At 65.1% G+C, this 20,205-nt stretch carries 24 protein-coding genes and 1 pseudogene; 8 read left to right on the top strand and 17 right to left on the bottom strand.

Annotated elements, in window-relative coordinates:
* Positions 1-8: 8 nt before the first annotated feature.
* From TK90_RS10480 to TK90_RS10460, 5 genes are all read right to left on the bottom strand, one after another.
* Positions 9-923 carry a pirin family protein gene (locus TK90_RS10480; RefSeq protein WP_012983452.1) on the bottom strand — a complete coding sequence of 305 codons (915 nt, stop codon included), beginning with the start codon at positions 921-923 and terminating at the stop codon, positions 9-11.
* Entirely contained in the window at positions 920-1,507 is a 588-nt protein-coding gene (locus TK90_RS10475) for an NADPH-dependent FMN reductase (RefSeq protein ID WP_012983451.1), read from the bottom strand. The genes TK90_RS10480 and TK90_RS10475 overlap by 4 nt, the downstream gene beginning before the upstream one ends.
* 27 nt (positions 1,508-1,534) lie before the next feature.
* The gene (locus tag TK90_RS10470; RefSeq protein WP_231289549.1) at positions 1,535-2,011 is read right to left on the bottom strand and encodes a pirin family protein; all 477 of its coding nucleotides are present in this window, start codon (positions 2,009-2,011) and stop codon (positions 1,535-1,537) included.
* Positions 2,012-2,318: 307 nt separating this feature from the next.
* Positions 2,319-2,540: a pirin family protein gene (locus tag TK90_RS10465; protein WP_017926326.1), complete on the bottom strand. Its 222-nt coding sequence runs from the start codon at positions 2,538-2,540 to the stop codon at positions 2,319-2,321.
* Between the two features lie 73 nt (positions 2,541-2,613).
* Positions 2,614-3,063, bottom strand: coding sequence for a DoxX family protein (locus TK90_RS10460; RefSeq protein WP_012983450.1), 450 nt, complete (start codon positions 3,061-3,063; stop codon positions 2,614-2,616).
* Between the two features lie 121 nt (positions 3,064-3,184).
* Between TK90_RS10460 and TK90_RS10455 the strand changes: the two genes are divergently transcribed.
* From TK90_RS10455 to TK90_RS10440, 4 genes are all read left to right on the top strand, one after another.
* Positions 3,185-4,090, top strand: coding sequence for a LysR family transcriptional regulator (locus TK90_RS10455; protein ID WP_012983449.1), 906 nt, complete (start codon positions 3,185-3,187; stop codon positions 4,088-4,090).
* A 200-nt stretch (positions 4,091-4,290) separates the two neighbouring features.
* Positions 4,291-4,653 (top strand): nucleotide pyrophosphohydrolase, encoded by a 363-nt coding sequence (locus TK90_RS10450; RefSeq protein WP_012983448.1) that lies wholly within the window; start codon positions 4,291-4,293, stop codon positions 4,651-4,653.
* Positions 4,654-4,796: 143 nt separating this feature from the next.
* Positions 4,797-5,561, top strand: coding sequence for an SDR family NAD(P)-dependent oxidoreductase (locus TK90_RS10445; RefSeq protein WP_012983447.1), 765 nt, complete (start codon positions 4,797-4,799; stop codon positions 5,559-5,561).
* Between the two features lie 207 nt (positions 5,562-5,768).
* The gene (locus tag TK90_RS10440; protein ID WP_012983446.1) at positions 5,769-6,236 is read left to right on the top strand and encodes a pyridoxamine 5'-phosphate oxidase family protein; all 468 of its coding nucleotides are present in this window, start codon (positions 5,769-5,771) and stop codon (positions 6,234-6,236) included.
* 65 nt (positions 6,237-6,301) lie between these two features.
* On the opposite strand, the gene TK90_RS10435 is transcribed toward TK90_RS10440, so the two are convergent.
* The 7 genes and pseudogenes from TK90_RS10435 to TK90_RS10410 all read right to left on the bottom strand — a co-directional run bounded on the left by TK90_RS10435 (position 6,302) and on the right by TK90_RS10410 (position 10,928).
* Positions 6,302-6,967 (bottom strand): DUF3012 domain-containing protein, encoded by a 666-nt coding sequence (locus TK90_RS10435; protein WP_012983445.1) that lies wholly within the window; start codon positions 6,965-6,967, stop codon positions 6,302-6,304.
* A gap of 204 nt (positions 6,968-7,171) precedes the next feature.
* Positions 7,172-8,113, bottom strand: a complete 942-nt coding sequence (locus tag TK90_RS10430) for a DUF5996 family protein (protein ID WP_012983444.1) — start codon at positions 8,111-8,113, stop codon at positions 7,172-7,174.
* Between the two features lie 175 nt (positions 8,114-8,288).
* Complete coding sequence (locus TK90_RS10425; protein ID WP_012983443.1) at positions 8,289-8,918, bottom strand: MarC family protein; 630 nt, start codon at positions 8,916-8,918, stop codon at positions 8,289-8,291.
* A 173-nt stretch (positions 8,919-9,091) separates the two neighbouring features.
* Positions 9,092-9,502 (bottom strand): hypothetical protein, encoded by a 411-nt coding sequence (locus tag TK90_RS10420; RefSeq protein WP_017926320.1) that lies wholly within the window; start codon positions 9,500-9,502, stop codon positions 9,092-9,094.
* Between the two features lie 147 nt (positions 9,503-9,649).
* Complete coding sequence (locus TK90_RS10415; protein ID WP_026148229.1) at positions 9,650-10,123, bottom strand: hypothetical protein; 474 nt, start codon at positions 10,121-10,123, stop codon at positions 9,650-9,652.
* Between the two features lie 180 nt (positions 10,124-10,303).
* Positions 10,304-10,429 (bottom strand): annotated as a pseudogene (locus TK90_RS15390) (NnrS family protein); the annotation flags it as partial.
* 169 nt (positions 10,430-10,598) lie between these two features.
* The gene (locus TK90_RS10410; RefSeq protein WP_012983440.1) at positions 10,599-10,928 is read right to left on the bottom strand and encodes a DUF3634 family protein; all 330 of its coding nucleotides are present in this window, start codon (positions 10,926-10,928) and stop codon (positions 10,599-10,601) included.
* Positions 10,929-11,292: 364 nt separating this feature from the next.
* Here TK90_RS10410 and katG point away from each other — a divergent pair, with 364 nt between their 5' ends.
* Positions 11,293-13,485 (top strand): catalase/peroxidase HPI, encoded by a 2,193-nt coding sequence (gene katG / locus TK90_RS10405; RefSeq protein ID WP_210399556.1) that lies wholly within the window; start codon positions 11,293-11,295, stop codon positions 13,483-13,485.
* Positions 13,486-13,600: 115 nt separating this feature from the next.
* Here the strand turns inward: katG and corA are convergent, their stop codons facing one another.
* The gene (gene corA / locus TK90_RS10400; RefSeq protein ID WP_012983438.1) at positions 13,601-14,674 is read right to left on the bottom strand and encodes a magnesium/cobalt transporter CorA; all 1,074 of its coding nucleotides are present in this window, start codon (positions 14,672-14,674) and stop codon (positions 13,601-13,603) included.
* A 124-nt stretch (positions 14,675-14,798) separates the two neighbouring features.
* Here corA and TK90_RS10395 point away from each other — a divergent pair, with 124 nt between their 5' ends.
* Together TK90_RS10395 and TK90_RS10390 are read left to right on the top strand one after the other, a co-directional pair.
* Positions 14,799-15,284, top strand: coding sequence for a universal stress protein (locus TK90_RS10395; protein ID WP_012983437.1), 486 nt, complete (start codon positions 14,799-14,801; stop codon positions 15,282-15,284).
* Positions 15,285-15,293: 9 nt separating this feature from the next.
* Positions 15,294-15,548, top strand: a complete 255-nt coding sequence (locus tag TK90_RS10390; protein ID WP_012983436.1) for a Smr/MutS family protein — start codon at positions 15,294-15,296, stop codon at positions 15,546-15,548.
* Between the two features lie 87 nt (positions 15,549-15,635).
* On the opposite strand, the gene TK90_RS10385 is transcribed toward TK90_RS10390, so the two are convergent.
* Entirely contained in the window at positions 15,636-16,613 is a 978-nt protein-coding gene (locus TK90_RS10385; RefSeq protein WP_012983435.1) for a patatin-like phospholipase family protein, read from the bottom strand.
* Positions 16,614-16,633: 20 nt separating this feature from the next.
* Positions 16,634-17,065, bottom strand: coding sequence for a hypothetical protein (locus tag TK90_RS10380; protein ID WP_012983434.1), 432 nt, complete (start codon positions 17,063-17,065; stop codon positions 16,634-16,636).
* 100 nt (positions 17,066-17,165) lie between these two features.
* Between TK90_RS10380 and TK90_RS10375 the strand changes: the two genes are divergently transcribed.
* Positions 17,166-17,642, top strand: a complete 477-nt coding sequence (locus tag TK90_RS10375; RefSeq protein WP_012983433.1) for a YbhB/YbcL family Raf kinase inhibitor-like protein — start codon at positions 17,166-17,168, stop codon at positions 17,640-17,642.
* A gap of 34 nt (positions 17,643-17,676) precedes the next feature.
* On the opposite strand, the gene TK90_RS10370 is transcribed toward TK90_RS10375, so the two are convergent.
* Together TK90_RS10370 and TK90_RS10365 are read right to left on the bottom strand one after the other, a co-directional pair.
* A complete protein-coding gene (locus TK90_RS10370) occupies positions 17,677-18,669 on the bottom strand; it encodes an IS110 family transposase (RefSeq protein ID WP_012982455.1) in 993 nt (330 codons plus the stop codon).
* A gap of 365 nt (positions 18,670-19,034) precedes the next feature.
* Positions 19,035-19,967 carry a carbohydrate kinase family protein gene (locus tag TK90_RS10365; RefSeq protein ID WP_012983432.1) on the bottom strand — a complete coding sequence of 311 codons (933 nt, stop codon included), beginning with the start codon at positions 19,965-19,967 and terminating at the stop codon, positions 19,035-19,037.
* Positions 19,968-20,205 lie beyond the last annotated feature (238 nt).

The raw sequence follows: 20,205 nt of genomic DNA, 5'->3' as shown, positions 1-20,205 counted from the left end.
GGGGACCTTCAGGGCAGGGGGATAAACTCGTCTTCGTCGCCGGGGACCCTGGGAAAGCGGCCGCCTTGCCAGTCCTGTTTGGCCTGCTCGATGCGCTCGCGGCGGCTGGAGACGAAATTCCATTCGATGTGGCGCTCGCCCACGGGTGCGCCACCAACCAGGGCGATGGTCGAGGCCGTGGTGGCGGTGACTGCAATGCCGGACTGGCGGGAGAAGATCGTCATCGAATGGGCTGGCATCGCGGTGTCCTGCGCGCGCAGCTCGCCGGAGACCACATAGACGGCGCGTTCGTCGCCATCGGGCAGGGTGAGGGTCTGGCCGGGCTGCAGGCGGGCCTCCAGATAGAGTGTCTCGGAAAACACCCGCACCGGCGACTGCACGCCATAGGCGCTACCCATCATCACGCGGACGGGGATCTCTTCGACGGTGACGGTCGGGATCGTCTGTTCCGGATAGTGGTGAAAGGCGGGTTCGGTTTCCTCGTCGGCTTCCGGAAGGGCGAGCCACAGCTGCAGCCCGTGTTGGGTGTGTTCCTCGGCTGTGACCTCCGGTCGTTCCCGCTCGGAATGGACGATGCCGCGTCCGGCGACCATCAGGTTGAGATCCCCGGGCCGAATGGCTTGGTGCGAGCCCAGCGAATCGCGATGCAGGATCTCGCCCTGGAACAGGTAGGTGACCGTCGCGATCCCGATGTGCGGGTGCGGGCGCACGTTGATCCCCTCGCCTGCGGGGAAGCGCGCCGGGCCCATGTGATCAAAAAAGATCCACGGCCCGACCATCCGCCGTTGTGCGGTGGGCAGCACCCGGCGCACGGAGAAGCCGCCCAGGTCGCGCTCGCGGGGCTGCAGCACGGTCTCGATTGCCGCGCAGGGGGCAGGCGAGGCGATACAGGGCTGTTCGGTGGTCTCCAGGGTGTTGCTCATCGGGGGGCTCCGGGTGTCGCGTCGCGCATGGGCCGGAGGGCGCGGGCCCATTTCGCCAGTTCTTCCAGCATGCCCCGGGCGGATTCATCGTGCATCGGTTCGGGGACGAATCGCCGCTCGTCGTCCAGGTGATTCCAGGGCATCTGGATCATCACGCCCTCCGGGATCGGCATCATCTTGAGGGCCGTCACCATCTGCCGGGCCATCTGTGCCGAGCGCAGCCCGCCGGAGGCCCCGCCGTAGCTCACGAACGCGCAGGGCTTGTAATTCCACTCTGGATAGACGTAATCGAGGGCGTTGATCAGCGCGGGGGGTGCGGAGTAGTTGTATTCGGGGATCACGAACACATAGGCATCGGCGCTGGCGACACTGCGCGACCAGTTCCGGGTGTGCTCCTGCGTGTACTTCTGCGTCCGGGGGTGGTGGGGCTCGTCGTATACCGGCAGCTGGAAGTCGGCCAGGTCGACCCGCTCGCACTGGAACGCGTTGTGTTCACTGGCCAGCGTATGAAACCAGTCCCCCACGGAGGGGCCGATGCGGCCCGGGCGGGTACTGGCGATGAGGGTCTGAAGCTTCAGTGACATGGGTGTGTCCTCGTCAGGGGGGCGGCATCAGCCGCCGCGCAGATCGAACAGCAGGGCCTCGGCCTCGCCGTCGGTGGTGAATTCGAGCCCGCGTTCCTGGCGGATGGTGGCGCCGTCGCCGGCAGCCATCGTCTGGTCGTTCAGGGTCAGTTCGCCTCGGGTGATCTGTACGTAATAGACCCTGCTCGGGTCCGCCGGAAACCGAGTGGCATCGTGCGCCATCCGGAGCCTGTGGATGCAGGCGTCCTGCCGGATGGGCAGGGAGCCATCCCGGCCATCGGGCGAGACCAGCAGGACGTGCCCGCCGGCACCCGAAAAATCCTTCTGGGCGTAGCACGGTTCGCCACCCTTGTGATCCGGGATGATCCAGATTTGCAGGAAGTGCAGCGGATCGGTGGTTGATGCGTTGAACTCGCTGTGCCGGATGCCCGTGCCCGCACTCATCACCTGGACCTCGCCGGCCCTCAGCCGGGTCTGGTGATCCATCGTGTCCCGGTGCTCGATGGCCCCGTCTAGGGAGACGCTGATTGAATCGCACGTCCGCGTTGGCGCCCCCCGTTTTCCGAGACAAGGCGCGTCGTGCAGCGGGTAGTGGTTCTACCCGCCCGTTCTTGATTGATTCGGGGCGCAACGCAGGATCGGGGAACAGGGGGCGCCAACCCCACAAGCCATTGAAAGCAGGGGCTCGGCCGCCCGTTGTTATCAAGAACGGGCGCGCGCACAACGTTGCGGTTCCCTTGTGCAGAATGACTGCACGGCAGTCACCGCGCCTTGTTCGCACGCAAAAGCGACTCGAGCGCGGACGCGCGATTCAATCAGCGTCTCCTAGCACACAGGTGATGATTTCCATGTCCCGATGCGGGTGGGCGCCGAAGCCGGCACCCGGTGCGACCCGGTCCTCGTTCAGCACGCGCAGGTCGGAGACCCCCATGTGCTCCGGGTCGAAGTAACTGGCAAACGAGAAGCTGTGGCGGGAATCCAGCCAGCCGTGTCGGGCATGGCCGCGTTCGGCACTGGGGCGCAGGGTGATCATGGTGTCCTCCTCCCGGGTGTTACCGATCAGGCGACCCTTGCCGAGCCAGATGGCCCGGCAAGGGGGAGTGCGGCTAGCCGCGGTACGTCCCGGCCAGGCGGTTGTCGATCGAGGCCCGACCGGCGCCGCTGATCGCCAGTGCGACGGAGACAGCCAGCAGCGACAGCGCGAACTCGTAGCCGTTGTTGCTCATGAACAGGCCATGTTCGAAGTGTACGGCGAAGATCGCCACGACCATGGTGAAGGCGAGCACCGCTGCCGCCGGGCGCACCAGCAACCCGATGATCAGGGCCAGACCGCCGAAGAACTCTGCGCCGCCGGCCATCAGGGCCATCAGGAAACCCGGCTCCAGCCCGATCGAGGCCATCCACTGGCCGGTCCCCTCCAGACCGTGACCGCCGAACCAGCCGAACAGTTTCTGCGCGCCATGCGCCATGAAGATGATCCCGACCGGGATGCGCAGGGCGAGGGCCGCCCAGCCGGCGTTGGTGCCAAACAGCTGCTGCATGAAGGACGAATTCATTTTGACTCTCCTGGAGGGTTTGCGAAGGCCGGCGGTTCTGGCCGGTCAGGGAGAGTCTGGATATTTCTTGATGAGCAATAAACGGCTATAAAGGGCACATATAGTTGCAAATGTCGAAACAATGGATCGTTTCCAGCAGATGCAGATCTTCGTGGCCGTAGTCGAGACCGGGCACTTCGTGCATGCGGCGGAGACGCTGGGCCTGTCCAAGGCGGCCGTCTCGCGCGCGGTGAACGGCCTCGAGGAACGGCTGGGTGCTCGGCTGCTGCACCGCACGACCCGGCGCCTGTCGCTGACCAGCGAGGGCGAGACCTTCTTTGGCCGCAGCAAGCTGTTGCTTGAGGAACTGGCCGCCGCCGAGGGCGAGATCAGCGAACGCGGCACCGCCGTCAGCGGCCGGCTGCGCATCAATGTACCGGTCAGCTTCGGCATCCAGCACCTGGCGCCGCTGTGGGGCACATTCACGGCCCGACACCCCAGGGTGGAGCTGGACGTCACCCTGAACGACCGTTCGGTGGATCTGGTCGACGAAGGCTTTGACCTGGCCGTGCGCATTGGCACGCTCGACAGCTCCAGCCTGGTCGCGCGCCGCCTGGCGACCACGCGCATGCGCATCTGTGCCGCGCCGGACTACCTGGCGGCCAGCGGTCTGCCCGCACACCCGCGCGAGCTGGCGGACCACGCCACCATCGCTTACAGCTACCACGCGACCGGCGACGACTGGACCCTCACGGGCCCGGACGGGCCGGTCGCGGTCACGACCCGCCCCGTGCTGCGCAGCAACAACGGCGAGACCTGCGTCGCCGCGGCCCTGGCCGGGCAGGGCATCGTCTACCAGCCGGAGTTCCTGCTGCAGCCGCATCTGCAAACCGGCGCCCTGCAGGTGCTGTTCCCGGACTGGGAAACCGCCACGCTCGGCATCCACGCGGTCTACCCCAGCCGCCGCTATCTCCTGCCCAAGACCCGCGCCCTGATCGACTTCCTGGCGCAGCAGCTAGGTACGCCGAACGGGTTAGCGTCGCGATAGGCCTGGCATCGGTTGGTCGGCGCATCTCATCCCATGTCATCCCGGCCGCAGCGAAGCGAAGAGCGGGCATCTCCGGCATATGAAGGTCCCGGTGATGTTGCTCCTGCTACTCCGCGAGCCATTCCCAGGCGGATTACGGCGCCGCGAGAGTTCGTTACGGTGTCGAGTCCAGAGAGATGGATGCGACAGGAGTGATGGCTATGGGGTCGAATAACGCGCGGGAGCAGGATGAACTGGCGGCTCGGCTGGAGGCGTTCGTCGAAGAGCGCGATTGGGCGCAGTTCCATTCGCCGAAGAATCTCTCGATGGCGCTGGCGGGGGAGGTCGGCGAGCTGATCGAGCACTTCCAGTGGCTGACCGAGGAGCAGTCGCGTGGCCTGTCCGGCGAGGCGCTGGAGGAAGTGCGGGCCGAGATCGCGGATGTGCAGATCTATCTGCTGATGCTGGCGCGCAAGCTGAACATCGACCTCGTGCAGGCGGCGAGCGACAAGCTGGAAATCAACGCGAAAAAATACCCGGTGGACAAGGCGCGGGGTCTCGCGCGCAAGTACACGAACCTGTAGATCGCTCGTTCGTCCCGCCCCGAGGCGTATGCGGTAAGAGTCGTGACCCGGATCAAGATTCCTGGCCTTTGCCGGGCTGATAATGGTCTTGTCCGCGAGCGTCTTGCCGCGGTTCCCCGACTGCATGACGAAGGAGACACAGCATGAGCCCCCTGGTAGGAAAAGTGATCGCAATCACCGGTGGCGCCGGTGGTATCGGCGAGAGCACGGCGCGCACGGCGTACGCGCAGGGCGCCAGTGTGGTGATTACCGACCGCGAGGCCGGGCCGGTGGAGGCCATTGCCCAGTCCCTGGGTGAGCGGGCGGTGGGCCTGGCCGTGGACGTCACGCGGCGCGAGGACAACGAGCGCATGGTCGCGACGGCACTGGAACGTTTCGGACGCCTGGATGGGGTCTTCCTGAACGCCGGAATCGAGGGCGAGGTTGGCCCGTTCGACAGCCGCTCCGACGCGGCGTGGGAGAAGGTCTTTGCCGTCAATGTGCATGGCGTGCGCCTGGGCGCGGAGGCGGCCCTGCCGGCGCTGCGCCGGGGCAATGGCGGCAGCATTGTGATCACCTCCAGCGTAGCCGGGCTGCGCGGGGCCGCCGGCCTCTCGCCGTACGTGTCCAGCAAGCACGCGGTGGTGGGCATGATGAAGTGTCTGGCCGCCGAGCTGGGGCCGGAGAACATCCGCGTGAATACGCTTAACCCCGGCCCGGTCGCGAACCGCATGATGCAGTCCATCGAGGAGCAGGCGAACCCGGGCCACGCCGACGAGGTGCACAAGTCCTTCGAGGCGCGTATCCCGCTGGGTCGGTACGTCAGCAACGAGGAATGCGCCGGGATGGCGGTGTTCCTGCTGTCCGACGCCGCCTCCGGCTGCACCGGCAACACCTACGTCGTCGACGGCGGCCTCTGTTCGCAGTAACCGCCTGTGCGTACGTGCGGCGGGACCTGGGGAGCGCATCGCGGGTCCGGCCGTGCGGCACGCTGTCGAGCGCGTCTACATCGTCCGGAGAGCGTCTATATATCGAAAGATCCTGGCCGCTTTCCTGCGATCTCGCGAGCGGGTGCATGAAATGGCCATCGGGCGATTCCGTCGCCCTGGAGTCCACGCATCTTCAGGAGGTGGCAGATGGACGAGGCACTCAGAAAGAAGATCCAGGTCCTGCTGGACGAACACCGGATCATGAGCATTGCCACCCTGCGCGAGGATGGCTGGCCCCAGGTGACGACGGTCGGCTACGTGCATGAAGGGATGACGCTGTACTTCCTCTGCGGACTGGACAGCCAGAAGGCGCGAAACCTGGCGCACGACAACCGGGTTTCTCTCACCATCGATCACGACACCTCCGACCTGATGGCGATTTCGGGGCTGTCCATGGCGGCGCATGCAGAGCCCGTGGTCGATCGGGATGAAGCGCAGAAGGTGCTGGACCTGCTCGTGCAGGCCTATCCCGAGCAGGACACCGCCAAGCTGGACATGGAGATGCCCAGCCCGGAGGACGTCCGGATCTTCCGCGTGACCCCGACGGTGATATCCGTCCTTGATTACTCGAAGGGGTTCGGGCACACGGATCTCGTGGAGCTGAGCGTGGCATGAGCGCACGGGCGATGTGGCCGCGCGCCGGCCTGCGCGAGTAATTCCGTACCGTCCGGAGCCCCGGATCACCGACCCACGCAGTGGTTGGCAAAGGCGAAGGCGTCGTTCATCGTCCACTGGGCCTGGGGCGTGTTGGCCATGGCGTCGCACCATGCGGGACTGCCCACCGCCTGTGCGCCACCGGCGAACGTGGCCTCCATCTGCCGTTCCAGCCGCTCGTTGGTCCGGGCGAAGTTCATCCATGCCACCTCCAGTGCCGGCGTTGCGTACGTGCTCTCGACACGCATGATGTTCTCTTCCAGTCGATCCAGCGACTGCTCCATGCGTCCTTCCAGTTCCAGCATGCGCTGGTGGTTTTCCGGGGCATCAAACGACGCCTCCATGAGCTCCATCTCGTGTTCCTCGATCGACTCCATGAAGATGATCATCTCGCCCGCCAGCTGTTCCAGGCGTGGCGTCAGTTCCTCGGTCAGCCAGGTGGCGTGCTCATTGGCGGCCTCCTGGCTGTCGACCCCGGCCAGTTCCGCACTCATGGCGTCGAACAATTCGATCCAGGACTCCATGAAGCCGATCGCGCGCTCCATCGCCGGCGCGTCCGGTTCTTCCTGGATCGGGGCGTGCTGTTCCGCGGCCTGGGCCGAGTCGTTCGACTGGCCGCAGCCGGAAAACGTGATCAACACAAAAGCCAGACCCGCGACGGCTGGCACGGTAAAACTCGGTAGGGTGTTCATGGCTGCCTCCCTCGGTTCCCCCTAACCGAACACAAAGCAATGCAACAGGACGGGAACCGCGGCCCACAGCGAACGGAATGCGAACAGGCGGCGATTAACTAGTTCATAGCACCAAATGCGCGCGTTTGCGCTGGGTTTCGGGAGCCTCGGTGCATGTGCGAGTCCTGTGTGCGCGCCGCGCGGCTCCGAAGTGCCTTTCCGCCGCTATTTCGGGTTGGGAGGGAGGCACTCGAGGGTTTCGCGGTCCCATCCGCCATTGTCGGCAGCCGCCTGGTAGGTGCTCTGCAGAAAGCTCAGCAGCGCCGCATCGGGATCGCTCGACGCCCGAACAGCGTCGAATGGCAGGATGTATTCCCCGAGGCCTTCGTGGAAGCGGGCCGCGGCGGGCTGGATGGCGGCCTCGCGATATCCGTGAGGTTCCGGGTAGGCATATGCATAGAAAGCCGCTTCACCCAGTCCCGTGCCGGGCCAGAAGCCGGCGCTCGCCAGCTCATGGGAATAAGCCTCTTCCATCACCCAGTCGGCACAGTTGGGGACACCTCCGGGATGCTTCGGCGCCTCGCGGCCGGAAAAGCGCGTGACGGCCAGATCGAACGCACCCCAAAAAAAGTGCACGGGGCTGCACTTTCCCAGAAAGCCCGCGCGGAACTCCGAGAACACCCGGTTCACCTGCACCAGTGCCTGCCAGAAAGCGTGGATGGCCTGGCGATGATAGCTGCGGTTTCGTGTGTTCCTGGCAAAGGGGATGGCTTCCGGCACCTCCACCGGGCGCGCAAGGATGTGTACTTGAATGCCGAGGCACGCCAGTGCGTCAAAGATCTTGTCATGGAAATCGGCAACGCTCATCGGTTCCAGCGAAAAGACCACCTTGCGGCCGTTCGATGTGGTGATCACCAGCTGGTGCGCAACGAAATCGAAGTCGATGGTGAAGGTCTGCCCCTGATAGGGAATCGGCGATGTCGTCAGCCCGGTGCTGGTGACATACAGCGTGGAACCCCACGAGTGATTCACCCAGGGCCCCTGTTCGAGACGGATCTTGCCGACAATCTGTGTCCACATGTGGACCGTCGTGCAGGTATCCGCCCACTGATCGAGGGGTGGGAGTTCGGGCCAGGGGGTGGGTCCATTCTGCGAGTGGGCGGGCATAAGATCCTCCGGGGGCTGATCCGGGGCCATTGCGAATCGAGCGAAAGCGCTGGCAAAAGGGCGCGCCCATCAATCCCGAGGAATCCGTTAGGCCATCCTGAGAAGTGTAGACCCCCGCGAAGGGTTTGCTGTCGAACATCCCGCTTGTGATCCCGGCCGCGTACGACGCCGGGGCTCAGCCCAGCAGGCCGCTTTTCTCGAGGCCGTCAAATATGAACTGCATCGCCAGTGCGCACAGCAGGACGCCGAGGATGCGGGTCAGCACATGGGCGCCGGTCACCCCCAGCAGGTGCTGCAGGCGCGACGCCACCAGCAGGCAGACGAGCGCCAGCACCATGATCGCCGCCAGAGCGCCCAGCACCACCGCCTGGGCCATCCAGTCATCGCCGGCCCGACTCATCAGCAGGATCGCCGCCCCCATCGCCCCCGGCCCGGCGAGCATGGGCGTGGCCAGCGGAAATACCGAGATGTCTCCCCGGCTGCGCGCCTCGCTGGTCTCCGCCGGGGTTGCCGACACCCCACCGGAACTGCGCGCGAAGACCATGTCGATCCCGATCAGCAACAGCAGGATGCCGCCGGCCGTGTACAGCGCCGGCATGGTGATGCCCAGCACCGAGAGCACGGCCTCGCCAAACAGCGCGAACAGCATCAGGATGCCGGTGGCCAGCAACGCCGCGCGCCAGGCCATCCGGCGCCGTTGCGCGCGGCCCATGCCCTGGCTCAGCACGGCAAAGACCACCGCTACATCCACCGGCCCGACCGTCACGAAAAAGGTCGCCAGTGCGACCACACCCAGCTCCAGCATCGCTCCCTCTTTCCCGCACTGTGCCGCACCGGCCCCGGCCGCTGCCTTTGTGTTATGCACGCGGGCCGTCTACGGCCTGCATCATCGCAGACACAAGCCCCGAGCGAGCAGCATTTGCTATCGCCTCTTGCGCGAAAACAGTCCAGGGCCCTTGGTGGCCTGCCAGTACTGAATCAAATCGTTCCGGTCTTCTCGCCGACGGGGTTCAGCCACCATATAGCGAACAGCAGTGCCGACGTTGCGACGGGATAGCTCGCGAGTGTCAGGCCGGCACCCGGAATGGCCGCCACGGCCAGAATCCCCGCGATCAGCCCCGCTCTGATCGCCAGCGGCGCCCTTTGATACGCTCGATTGATCAGGGCCGCGCCGGCGTACAGTGCAACCCAGCCCCAAAGGCCCGCGAGTGCGCCAAATATGCTTCGTGCTTCGAAGAGAACTTTGGCCCTCGCGATTTCCTCATCGCCAATGCCGTGTTCACGCACAAGTGCCTCTGGTACTTGATTAAACACCTGATTGAGTCCCTGATCTGGCGTGACATACGTGCTCGCCAGCCAGGCGACCCGGAACAGGCACCAGAAGACCACTGTCGATCAGGCCAGGGCAGCCAGCATGATGCCTTTCAGGGTAACTCTCAGGGCCCCTTCCATGTGGGCACACTCCGTGATGGGGAACTCGCTGGTGGCTGCGTATCGGCACGCTGGCCTGTGTCGCAGGCAAACGTGTTGAGAGCGCTAGTCGTCGGCATCCTGTCGCGGCGATTCGCCCGGGCGCCACTCGGCCTGCACCGCGAACAGCTCGATCAGTGCCCGGGCGTTCGGATCGTCACAGCCGTGCGCGTCGATGCGCTGCCCCACCTGAGACTGGATGTCTTCCTGGCCACGCATCAGGGTTTCCGCGATCTGCTCTCCCGTCGCTTCCGGGTGCTGTTCCTGCAGCGCCATGACGGATTGCAGGTAGATCATTTGCTGGTTGGCCAGAAACGCGACCATCTGGTCGTCATCGATTTCGTCGCAGCGGGCCGCGGCCGTACTGGATGCGACGAACTGACTCAGGATGTTCAGGATTTCGGGTGGTTCTTCGGCCCCGGCCGGGGCGCTGAAGCCTAGTATCAGCGCGAGCGAGCCGAGCGCCGCGGCCGCGCGAGACGGGGCGCGTGGCCAGCAAGATGGCTTTCGGGTGGCTCGGGTCGGGGTGGTGGGCCGCATGAGGCCCGGGCGTGCAGAACTGCGTGTCTTCTTCATCGTTTCCCTCCCTGGAAACATTGCGTCTGAGCGGCTCAGACATGCGTGTACGCTAAATGCTTCCGTCCCGCATGTCATCCATGGGCCAGAACCGAGGCGGCTGCGGCACAGGCGGCGAGCAGCCGCACGACGGGGCCATGGACCGAGCGAGCTCCACCAAGCCACAACCAGCACGGCGTACAACCCCGCCAGCAAAAGGAACGGGCGAAAGCCCAGGTGACTCAGGGCGAACCGATACTGGCTCGGCTCGTCGATATTCAGTTGTACGATCGCCCCCTGACTCCGCCGGGTCGTTACCCGTCATCTTTCCGTGAACCACCCAGAAGGTAGCGTTGCCCCTCGCCCATATCATGCATTTCGTTGGTGTCTTGGTGCGAACCTGGGCCCTTTGTCATTGCGGGGCCTCGCAGAGGCCGAGGCAATCTCGCGGACCGGCCCGCTATCCCGTCGCGCGCATGCCGCCGCCCCCTCCGCCCGGCGGGGGTGTCCAGACGTTGCGAAAGGCCTGGTGCGTCTTCGGCGGGAGATGACGGGAGAAGCGCAGCTGAACACCCTGGTCAGTACGCACGGCATCGATCCGGCCGCGCTCCAGGCGGTATCTTCGCGCCACATCCTCGCAGCCGCGTGCGAACCCGGACGGCGGCCTGCCGCGCCGCACGCGGGCGGCGCCCTCGCGCAGTTCCACTGAAAAGACCAGCCTTGCGTGCCAGAGCATCAGTGCGACGCCAAGGCCCAATACAGCGAACATGATCAGCAGCGTGAGCAGCATAATGATTGTGTCGCGGGACAGGGATACCGGCCCAGTGTAACGCCCCCGATCCACGATCCGTGGTTGCGCGGACGGGGCGTGTTGCGCGTGGCCATGAACTGGAGGGGGCCGGGGCGGTCGGACTCCCTACGGAAACACTGATCAATGTGCGGCCCGCCGGTGTGATAACCCCAGGCTATCGGATTGATGGGGAATCTCAACTGGTACCCGTGACTTCCGGGGCCTAACTTCAAGGTTAGACAGACAGCAGGCTGCTCCGCGGCCGGTGTCGGCCCGAAGTGGAAACGGCTTGCCGTCTCCGGGAACAACCATCTTCTGTGCGGATGGCGGTTCCCGAAACGCGATCAAGCTCAACGCAGCGAACATGGAGAACGATATGGGTGAGCAGCAGAACATGGGCCAGTGCCCGGTCATGCACGGTGGCCAGACCACCGCGGGTCACTCCGTCACGGAATGGTGGCCGGAAGCGCTGAATCTGGACATCCTGCACCAGCATGATCGCAAGACGAACCCGATGGGCGAGGACTTCAACTATCGGGAAGAGGTGAAGAAGCTCGACTTCGAAGCGCTGAAGAAGGACATGCACGCGCTATTGACCGAGAGCCAGGCGTGGTGGCCGGCCGACTGGGGTCACTACGGCGGGCTGATGATCCGCATGTCCTGGCACGCGGCGGGTACCTACCGCATCGCCGATGGCCGCGGTGGCGGCGGCACCGGCAACCAGCGCTTCGCGCCGATCAACAGCTGGCCGGACAACGCCAGCCTCGACAAGGCGCGCCGCCTGCTGTGGCCGCTCAAGAAGAAGTACGGCAACAAGGTCAGCTGGGCCGATCTGATCATTCTGGCCGGCAACGTGGCCTACGAGAACATGGGCCTGAAGACGTTCGGCTTCGCCTTTGGCCGCGAGGATATCTGGCACCCCGAGAAGGACACCTACTGGGGCGCGGAGAAGGAGTGGCTGGCACCTTCCGACGAGCGCTACGGCGACGTCGAGAAGCCCTCCACCATGGAAAACCCGCTGGCGGCCGTGCAGATGGGTCTGATCTACGTGAACCCGGAAGGGGTCAACGGCAAGCCCGATCCGCTGAAGACTGGCGAGCAGGTGCGCGAGACCTTCGCCCGCATGGCGATGAACGACGAGGAGACCGCGGCGCTGACCGCCGGCGGCCACACCGTGGGCAAGTGCCACGGCAACGGCGATGCCGGCGCGCTGGGCCCGGAACCGGAAGGCGCCGATGTCGAGGAACAGGGCTTCGGCTGGAAGAACCCCAACATGCAGGGCAAGGCCGCCAACGCCATTACCTCCGGCATCGAGGGGGCCTGGACCAAGAACCCGACGCAGTTCGACATGGGCTACTTCGAGGCCCTGCTCGACCACGAATGGGAGCTCAAGAAGAGCCCGGCCGGGGCCTGGCAGTGGGAGCCGGTGGATATGCAGGAGGAGGACAAGCCGGTCGACGCCACGGACCCGTCCATCCGCCATAACCCGATCATGACCGACGCGGACATGGCGATGAAGATGGACCCCGTCTACCGCCAGTATATGGACGCGTTCCGCAAGGACCCCGAGTACTTCAAGGACTGCTTCGCCCGTGCCTGGTTCAAGCTGATCCACCGCGATATGGGCCCGAAGACCCGCTACATCGGGCCGGACGCGCCGCAAGAAGATCTGATCTGGCAGGACCCGGTGCCGGCCGGCAACACGGACTATTCCGTGGAGGCCGTCAAGCAGAAGATTGCCGAGAGTGGCCTGAGTATCGCCGAGCTGGTCGCGACCGCCTGGGACAGCGCCCGTACCTTCCGTGGTTCCGACATGCGCGGTGGCGCCAATGGCGCCCGCATCCGCCTGGCGCCGCAGAAGGACTGGGAAGGCAACGAGCCCGAGCGCCTGGCGCGCGTGCTCAAGGTCTACGAACAGATCTCCGCCGAGACCGGGGCCAGCGTAGCCGACCTGATCGTGCTGGGCGGCAGCGTGGGCATCGAACAGGCGGCCCGGGCGGCCGGTCATGATGTCCTGGTGCCGTTCATCCCGGGCCGGGGTGATGCCAGCGCCGAGATGACCGACGCCGACTCCTTCGAGCCCCTGGAACCGCTGGCTGATGGCTTCCGCAACTGGCTGAAGAAGGAGTACGTGGTCAAGCCGGAGGAGATGCTGCTCGACCGCGCCCAGCTGATGGGCCTGACCGCGCCGGAGATGACGGTGCTGATCGGCGGCATGCGTGTGCTGGGCACCAACCATGGTGGCAGCAAGCACGGCGTGTTTACCGACCGCGAAGGGCAGCTGACCAACGACTTCTTCGTCAACCTGACCGACATGGCCTATGCCTGGCAGCCGGCAGGCAGCGGCGTGTACGAGGTGCGTGATCGTCAGAACGATCAAGTGAAGTGGACCGCCAGCCGCATCGACCTGGTGTTCGGCTCCAACTCCATCCTGCGCAGCTACGCCGAGGTGTACGCCCAGGACGACAACGAGGAGAAGTTCGTGCAGGACTTCATCCGGGCCTGGACCAAGGTGATGAACGCCGACCGCTTCGACCTGGAGCAGTTCCAGCAGTAGGCACGGCACGTGCCGGGTGACGAGCCCGGTTCAAGCAAAAAGGCGCTCGGGGTGACCCGGGCGCTTTTTTGTTGGGCAATGTCTTCGCGGGCAAGCCCGCTCCCACATGGTGGGGCTACAGCCAGCGGCGGCGGCGGAACAGGTAGAGCATGCCGAGGACGATGGCGAGCATGATGCCGAGCAGGACGGGATAGCCGTAGTAGGTGTAGAGCTCGGGCATTGACCACGGGCTGTCGGGGTGGTCGAAGTTCATGCCGTAGATGCCGACGATGAACGTGAGCGGGATGAAGATGGTGGCGATGATGGTGAGCACACGGATCACGTCGTTGGAGCGCTGGTTGACGGCCGAGAGGTAGGCCTCGATCAGGCTGGAGGCCATGTCGCGATAGGACTCCAGCAGGTCCATGATCTGGATGGTGTGATCGTGGACGTCGCGCAGCCAGGGCATCATGTCGGGGCCGAACGGGTCCTGGTCGTCGCGCATCAGGCGGGTGATCACGTCGCGCGTGGGCCAGAGCTGGCGGCGCAGCACCAGCAGCTCGCGGCGCACGACATGGATGCGGCTCAGGGTGTCGTGGTTGGGCTGCGAGAGCACGCGTTCTTCCAGGTCTTCAATGCGGTCGCCGAGTTGTTCCATCAGCGGGAAGGCCTGGTCCACGACCACGTCCATCAGGGCATAGGCCAGGTATGGGGCGCCCAGGCGATTGAAGTTGCGGTTGGTGCCACGCATGCGCTGGCGGATGGGCTCGAACGGGTCGGTCTCGCCGCTGTGCACGCTGATCACGAACTGCGGGTGTACGAACAGGTTGAACTGCTCCAGGCGCACGCTATCGCCGTCCAGCTGCGGCTGGTTGAGGATGATGACCGCGTAGTCGTCAAAGTAGTCGAGCTTGGGGCGCTGGCCGCGATGGCGCACATCCTCCAGCGCCAGTGGGTGCAGCCCGAAGGCCTCGCCCAGGCGCTGCAGCTGATGGGGACTGGGTGCCCCCTGGAAGTGCAGCCAGACGAACCCGTCCGTCGGCGTGCCTTTGCGCAGGATCGCGTCCGGATCCTGCGGGTTCAGTTGTTCATTGTGGTAGAGCCATGCGGAAACAGCGGCCTCGGAAGGGTGGGGGTGTTCGTGAGCGTGTGCGCCGTGGCCCGGGGCCGTTCCGGGCTGCGGATAGGTTTTCTCGAACAGTCGTGTCATGGGTTCTCCCGGCTCGGCATTGCCCCGAGTATAGGGTGTTCGCCGGCGCGGACGACACGCGGGTGCGGGGACGCGGCAACTCTGGCAGGCTGGACGGTGGCCGGTAACGAGGAGCGCGGAGCCGATGGAACTGAAGACGATGCTGGTGCCGGTAGACGGCTCGGCCAACGCCTGGCGCGCGGTTGAGGTGGCGGCTGACCTGGCCGCCAAATACCAGACAAGGGTGGTGCTGGTGAGCGTGCTGCTGCAGGGCGAGGTGCCGCCGCATATCCGCAAGCTGTCGGATCTGCCCGACCCGAATGATCCACCGCTCGCGGTCGGGGGCGCGGCGGTGGGTTCGTCGGTGCCGCCGAAGGTGCTGCGCGACATCGCAAAGAAACTGAACGAGCAGGCCCACGAGTACTTCACCGCCCTGGGTGTGACGGATATCGGGCACCATGTCGAGGATGGCTCCCCGGCCAAGGTGATCCTGCAGCAGGCCGAGTATCACGATGTGGACATGATCGTCATGGGCTCCCGCGGGCTGGGGGGGTTGCAGGGGCTGCTGGCCGGCAGCGTGTCGCACAAGGTGCAGCAGCTGGCGCGCTGCATTGTGGTGACGGTTAATTGAGGTCCCGCGATGTCGCGGCTTTCCATCGACCTGCACGAATGCTTTCGTAACGGGCGCCAGATCGATGCGGCGCTGAATGGCGCGATCGAAGAGGCCTGCGACAAGCGCATCAAGACGGTGGAGATCATCCACGGCAAGGGCAGCGGGCAACTGAAAAAGCGCGTACTGCGTTTTTTGCAGCAGCCGGAGATCAAGCAGCGCTACCACCGGGTGGAGAAGGACTCGAAGAACCATGGACGGTTGTTTGTGCATTTCAAGCACTGACCGACAACGTTCTCTCTTCCGTTGCAGGAGGCCACCCTCTGGCCGATTCGGCGCCGGCAAAACCCTATCGGCCAGAGGGCTGGCCTCCTACAGGGGGCGGGGCGACGGGTCCTGGTTGCCCAGGCTGCGTTCGGCGAGGTGGTAGCCGAGTTCGATCATCTCGCGGGCGCGGTGAAAGTCGAAGATGCCGCAGGCGTTGACCGGCACTTCGATCAGGTACTCGGGGTTGTAGGCGGCGATGCGAAAGCGCGCGATCGAGCCCTGCATGGCCTCGATGGAGTGGGAGACCACGTCGATCAGGCTGAGCGCCCGGGCCTCCTGGGCGCGGCTCATGCCGGCGGTGGTGGAGCCGAGGCCAAGCCTGCCTGGCCAGTCCTGGAGCCAGCCGCCGACCCGGTCCGGCAATACGCCCTGCAGCCGCTGATTCAGGCGGTTGCGCCCCAGTTTTTCGGCGTCGACGTCGTCGAAGGCGTTGGGGCGGGTGACGCGCGTGAGTTCGTCTCCCATGCGTCCGTTCAGGCTCACGGCCACGGTAATGTCGGTGTGGTCGTTCAGGGTCGGCGCGATGGGGACCGGGTTTAGCAGGGCGCCATCCACCAGCAGGCGGCCGCGATGGCGCACGGGAGTGAACACGGTGGGGATGGCGATGGAGGCGCGAATCGCGTTGAACAGCGAGCCGGAGTTCAGCCAGACCTCGCGTTCGCGCTCGATGTCGGTCGCGACAGCGGTGAAGGAGATCGGCAGTTCCTCAATGTCGATGTCGCCCAGCATGTCGCGCAGTTTGCCGATCAGGCGGTCGCCCCGGATCAGCCCGGCACCGCGGAACGAGAAGTCGAGCAGCCGCCAGACGTCCTGGCGGCGCAAGGTTTTGACCCAGTCCTCGTAGATATCCAGCTTGCCGGCTGCGTAGATGCCGCCGATCAGTGCGCCCATGGAAGCGCCCGAGATGGAGCGGATGCGGTAGTCGGAGTGCTCCTCCAGCCAGCGGATGACCCCGATCTGGGCCAGGCCCCGGGCGCCACCGCTGCCCAGTACCAGCGAAATCGACTGTTCGTGATCGTGCATCCTGCGGTGGCTCGATGGGGTTACGAGGAGGTGTCACCCAGAAGGAAGTCGTGCAGGGTCCGGGCGGACTCCGTGGCCGACTCTTCCAGGCGCACCTGCCATACGGCGACGGGGTGTTCCGGCGACCATTCGCTGATCACCACCAGGCCCGCATAGATACTGGTACCGCGGACGGTACCGACGGTGATGCGTCCGGTATCGTCGCCGAACAGGCGCACTTCGAACTCCGAGCCGGGCGCGGGCAGGGACCAGTACCCGTTCTGGCCCGTCTCGCGGAATTCTTCGTCGGAGGGGTGAACCGCCTCGCCAAAGTGGCGGCGTAACAGTGGCACGGCGAGCCGGTGTGGCAGGCCCAGCACGGTCTCGATTCCCGAGCGGCCGCGGTCGATCGCCCGTGCAGCCCCGGTCAGGGGATCTTCTCGGCCCAGCCAGCGTTTTACGGCATTCAGCATGCCCTCGATGATCCGCGTGACGGCGGGCGGCTGCAACCGGTTGGTGTGGGCCCGGGGCGCGCGTTAGGGTGGCGGGTACGCATTGATCAGGAGATTGGCGATGGGTTTTGCACTGTCCGACCTGCAGCTGTCCAGTTCCGCGTTCGGCCCTGGCCAGCCGATCCCGAAGCGCCATACGGGCGAAGGCGAGGATACCTCGCCGGCGCTCAAGTGGAGCAACCTCCCGCGGGAAACGCGTTCGCTGGCCGTCATCTGCCATGATCCGGATGCCCCGTTGATCAAGTCCGGCACCTACGGCTTTGTGCACTGGGTGCTGTACAACCTGCCGCCGGATACCGACGGCCTGCCTGAGGCGGCCACGCTGGGCGATGTCGGCGAGAACGACTTTGGTGGCACCGGCTACGGTGGCCCGATGCCGCCCGAGGGCCACAGCAAACACCACTACTTCTTCTGGCTGCTGGCGCTGGACCGCGATCTGCAGCTCCCCGCCGGCCTCACGCTCTGGCAATTCCTGGATCGTGCCGAACCCCACGTGATCGGCATGAACCGGCTGGTTGGTACCTACCAGCGCGACTGACCTTTGGCTAACCCCCCGTAGATACCGTCTTGCCCTACGGGGTGCAAGGGGTTTCATGGCGGGCTTGATACGGGGTTTGGGATTTGAGCACACCGAAGGCGATGTGCAGGAGTTTGCGCATGGCCGCCCCGATCGCCGACATCTTGGCCTTGCCGCGTGTCAGCAGACGTTGATGTTGGTGTCGCACGTCCGGGTTGTACCGGGTCGCCACCACCGCCGCCATGTAGAGCGCCTTGCGCAGTCGGCTGGAACCGATCTTTGCCAACCGCGAGGGCCGCCGGACCGTGGCCCCCGATTCTTCCAGGACCGGCGCCAGCCCATGGAACGCCGCCGCTTGTCGAGCGCTCGTGAACGCGCGGCTGCGCAGCGCTGCGGTCATCGAGGCCGACAGCACGCGGCCGATGCCGGGGATGCTCTCCAGCAAGGTCCGATCCCGCTTCAGGTGGTGATGGGCGTCGAAGTGATCGTCGATCTGCTGCTGGAGCCGACGGTGTTCCTCACGCAGGGCCTGCAGGACGTTGTCGATCGACGCCTGAGCGAGGGTGTCCTCACTGAAACGCGCCTTCTCCAGGCGGTTCTCTTCGCGCCGCATATCCTGTTCCAGAGCCTCCAGGCGGCTGAGCAGGCGCTTGAGTTCCCGCACCTCCGGCGGTTCGGGCTGCCAGCGCCGTGGTGCGCGTTCGATGCCGTAGCGGGCCAGCATCATGCTGTCCTTGCGGTCGGTCTTGTTGCGCACCCCCATGCCCTTGGCATGCGAACGCACCTGGGCCGGGTTCAGCACGTGGACCTGCACCCCCTGATCATGAAGCCAGTACGCCAGCGGCTCGTGGTAGATGCCAGTGGCCTCCAGATACACATGGAGCCCCTCGGGGGTCTCGCCGGTGTTGCGCTCGAGCCAGTGCAGCAGCTCCCGGTACTGGTCTTGGCGGTTCGGGAACACCTTGGGCTTCACCTTGCCCGCCTCCAGATCCCGGACCCACATGCAGTCGAGCTTGTTCTTGCTAACATCAACGCCAATATGAGCCATCTCGTCCTCTCGCCTTGTCCGTACAGCCTCACCCGTCCGTCACGGAGGGGGGTCTTGGATACCGTTCAAACTTCGAGATGAGAAAGGACTCGGGGCCAATCTACAGAACAGGTTCGTGACCTCAGGAGCCTGACGGGTTACCCGAGCCCAATACGGTTCATGGTAGCGATCCGTGAACCGCAAGACACAAGGAGCCTGCTTGCAGGCGAGGCTCCCGCCAGAATCGGACGCGGGCAGGCAGGGGCATTCGCCTGCAAGCAGGCTCCTACGGGGCGCAATAAACCAATAAAAAGGCCCGGACCGAGGAAACTCGGGCCGGGCCTTTTGCGTTCCCGGGCGGGGTGCCCGGGGCAGCGTGAGGTCGCTTAGTAACGGTAGCCGAAAGCCTTTTCGAACTGGTCGGCGAACGCTTCCGGCGTAAAGTGGTGGTTCTGGGTGCCGGAGTGGGCGATCTTGATCGAGCCGATCAGCGAGGCGATGCGGCCAGTGGTCTCCCAGTCATAGCCCTTTTCCAGGCCGAACAGGATGCCGGCGCGATAGGAATCGCCACAGCCGGTCGGGTCCTTGATCGCGGCCGGTTCGACCGACGGGATGGTGATCTTTTTGCCGCCGGTGTAGATGTCGGAGCCCTCGCCACCACGGGTGACGATCATCGCGTCGACCATCTCGGCCATCTGCTCCAGGCTCAGGCCGGTGCGGTCGGCGGTCAGCTGCGCCTCGTAGTCATTGAACGCGGCATAGGTCGCCTGCTCCATGAAGCGCTTCAGGTCGTCGCCATCGAACATCGGCAGGCCCTGGCCCGGGTCGAACATGAACGGGATGCCGGCCTCGGCGAATTGCTGGGCGTGCTCGATCATGCCGTCACGGCCGTCCGGGGAGACGATGCCGACCTTGATGCCGTCGGCCTCGGTGACCTTCTGCTGGTGCGAGAAGCCCATCGCGCCCGGGTGGAAGGCGGTGATCTGGTTGTCGTCCTGGTCCGTGGTGATGAACGCCTGACCGGTGTAGGTGTCGTTCAGTTCCTTGATGTGCTTGCGCGAGATGCCGTGCTTGTCCATCCAGTCGGCATAGGGGGCGAAGTCGCCGCCGACGGTGGCCATGATGGTGGGGTCGCCGCCCAGCAGTTTCATGTTGTAGGCGATGTTACCGGCGCAACCACCGAACTCGCGACGCATGTCCGGGACCAGGAAAGACACGTTCAGCATGTGCACCTTGTCCGGCAGGATGTGGTTCTTGAAGCGGTCGGGAAACACCATGATGGTGTCGTACGCGATGGACCCACAGATGAGTGCGGACATGTTGACTCCTTGCGTTGTTGAAACGGGTTGGCATGGCACCGATCGCGGTGCCAAAACGGCTCTGCGGCGCGCGATTTCGGGATGCTCGGCGCGTCTGCGGCAGGCCGGACGGTGGGCATAGGGTAAATATTTGGGCGCAAAACAACAAATCGGGGGGGTGTCGGGTACTGGGGCCGCGCTGGCTTTGCGCTCGATTTCAGCGATTGCTACGTCGCCTTCGTCTCCTCAATGGAATGGA

The organism is Thioalkalivibrio sp. K90mix, from assembly GCF_000025545.1.
Lineage (GTDB): Bacteria > Pseudomonadota > Gammaproteobacteria > Ectothiorhodospirales > Ectothiorhodospiraceae > Thioalkalivibrio.
Note: the sequence above shows the minus strand (reverse complement) of the source record. Positions and strands in the feature narration are given on the sequence as shown.

What these genes read in the sequence shown, in the direction of transcription:
- TK90_RS10370 (WP_012982455.1), bottom strand. Translation starts at nt 18,669, where the DNA reads ATGGCTCATATTGGCGTTGATGTTAGCAAGAACAAGCTCGACTGCATG.
- TK90_RS10445 (WP_012983447.1), top strand. Translation starts at nt 4,797, where the DNA reads ATGAGCCCCCTGGTAGGAAAAGTGATCGCAATCACCGGTGGCGCCGGT.
- TK90_RS10365 (WP_012983432.1), bottom strand. Translation starts at nt 19,967, where the DNA reads ATGTCCGCACTCATCTGTGGGTCCATCGCGTACGACACCATCATGGTG.
- TK90_RS10415 (WP_026148229.1), bottom strand. Translation starts at nt 10,123, where the DNA reads ATGCGGCCCACCACCCCGACCCGAGCCACCCGAAAGCCATCTTGCTGG.
- katG (WP_210399556.1), top strand. Translation starts at nt 11,293, where the DNA reads ATGGAGAACGATATGGGTGAGCAGCAGAACATGGGCCAGTGCCCGGTC.
- TK90_RS10410 (WP_012983440.1), bottom strand. Translation starts at nt 10,928, where the DNA reads ATGCTGCTCACGCTGCTGATCATGTTCGCTGTATTGGGCCTTGGCGTC.
- TK90_RS10430 (WP_012983444.1), bottom strand. Translation starts at nt 8,113, where the DNA reads ATGCCCGCCCACTCGCAGAATGGACCCACCCCCTGGCCCGAACTCCCA.
- TK90_RS10425 (WP_012983443.1), bottom strand. Translation starts at nt 8,918, where the DNA reads ATGCTGGAGCTGGGTGTGGTCGCACTGGCGACCTTTTTCGTGACGGTC.
- TK90_RS10480 (WP_012983452.1), bottom strand. Translation starts at nt 923, where the DNA reads ATGAGCAACACCCTGGAGACCACCGAACAGCCCTGTATCGCCTCGCCT.
- TK90_RS10380 (WP_012983434.1), bottom strand. Translation starts at nt 17,065, where the DNA reads ATGCTGAATGCCGTAAAACGCTGGCTGGGCCGAGAAGATCCCCTGACC.
- TK90_RS10390 (WP_012983436.1), top strand. Translation starts at nt 15,294, where the DNA reads ATGTCGCGGCTTTCCATCGACCTGCACGAATGCTTTCGTAACGGGCGC.
- TK90_RS10385 (WP_012983435.1), bottom strand. Translation starts at nt 16,613, where the DNA reads ATGCACGATCACGAACAGTCGATTTCGCTGGTACTGGGCAGCGGTGGC.
- TK90_RS10455 (WP_012983449.1), top strand. Translation starts at nt 3,185, where the DNA reads ATGGATCGTTTCCAGCAGATGCAGATCTTCGTGGCCGTAGTCGAGACC.
- TK90_RS10440 (WP_012983446.1), top strand. Translation starts at nt 5,769, where the DNA reads ATGGACGAGGCACTCAGAAAGAAGATCCAGGTCCTGCTGGACGAACAC.
- TK90_RS10460 (WP_012983450.1), bottom strand. Translation starts at nt 3,063, where the DNA reads ATGAATTCGTCCTTCATGCAGCAGCTGTTTGGCACCAACGCCGGCTGG.
- TK90_RS10475 (WP_012983451.1), bottom strand. Translation starts at nt 1,507, where the DNA reads ATGTCACTGAAGCTTCAGACCCTCATCGCCAGTACCCGCCCGGGCCGC.
- TK90_RS10375 (WP_012983433.1), top strand. Translation starts at nt 17,166, where the DNA reads ATGGGTTTTGCACTGTCCGACCTGCAGCTGTCCAGTTCCGCGTTCGGC.
- TK90_RS10450 (WP_012983448.1), top strand. Translation starts at nt 4,291, where the DNA reads ATGGGGTCGAATAACGCGCGGGAGCAGGATGAACTGGCGGCTCGGCTG.
- TK90_RS10465 (WP_017926326.1), bottom strand. Translation starts at nt 2,540, where the DNA reads ATGATCACCCTGCGCCCCAGTGCCGAACGCGGCCATGCCCGACACGGC.
- TK90_RS10395 (WP_012983437.1), top strand. Translation starts at nt 14,799, where the DNA reads ATGGAACTGAAGACGATGCTGGTGCCGGTAGACGGCTCGGCCAACGCC.
- TK90_RS10435 (WP_012983445.1), bottom strand. Translation starts at nt 6,967, where the DNA reads ATGAACACCCTACCGAGTTTTACCGTGCCAGCCGTCGCGGGTCTGGCT.
- corA (WP_012983438.1), bottom strand. Translation starts at nt 14,674, where the DNA reads ATGACACGACTGTTCGAGAAAACCTATCCGCAGCCCGGAACGGCCCCG.